The sequence below is a fragment of the Eubacterium sp. An11 genome (assembly GCF_002161065.1).
In the GTDB taxonomy this organism is placed as follows: Bacteria; Bacillota; Clostridia; order Lachnospirales; family Lachnospiraceae; genus Anaerobutyricum; species Anaerobutyricum faecale.
The window spans coordinates 1-698 of sequence record NZ_NFLV01000099.1 but is presented as its reverse complement, the minus strand read 5'-3'; the positions used below and the strand labels follow the sequence as shown (position 1 = coordinate 698).

Here is a 698-nt window from a genome sequence, read left to right as displayed (position 1 = left end):
TCATCGATGCCCTGAAGAATAAATATTCACTGCCTGATCTACTAAAAAGGCTTGAACTACCAAAAAGCAGCTACTATTATCAGGAAGCTTCTATGAAAAAACCTGATAAATACAATGATATACGTGTCAGAATCCGTCTGTTTTTCAAGGAAAATAAACAGCGATATGGCTATCGGCGCATCTATGGATTGTTAAAACGGGAAAAACGCACAGTTTCAGAAAAAGTGGTTCGACAGATTATGCGGGAAGAAGGGGCTATTGTTATTTGTAAACGGCGCAGAAAATATAATTCCTATCAAGGAGAGATCTCTCCATCTGTGCCGAACAGGATAGAGCGGAATTTTCAGGCCGATAAACCAAACCAAAAGTGGCTGACAGATATTACGGAGTTCGCTCTTTCCGGCAGGAAAAGTTTATCTTTCTGTACTAGTGGACTGTTTTGATGGACTGCTTCCCAGTTGGACAATCAGTACAACACCAGATTCTAAACTTGTGAACACAATGCCTGATCATGCCATATCCCATTTACCGGAAGGGGCTCATCCGTTCATTCATTCAGATAGGGGTTGCCATTACCGATGGCCAGGCTGGATAGAACGGATGAACAAAGCAGAATTGGAACGTTCGATGTCCAAAAAGGGTTGTTCTCCTGACAATGCAGCCTGTGAAGGGGTATTTGGACGTCTAAAAAATGAAAT

General features: G+C 42.0%; 1 pseudogene. It reads left to right on the top strand.

Annotation, left to right across the window (positions count from 1 at the left end):
* A pseudogene (locus B5E53_RS19910) lies at positions 1–698 on the top strand (IS3 family transposase); the annotation flags it as partial.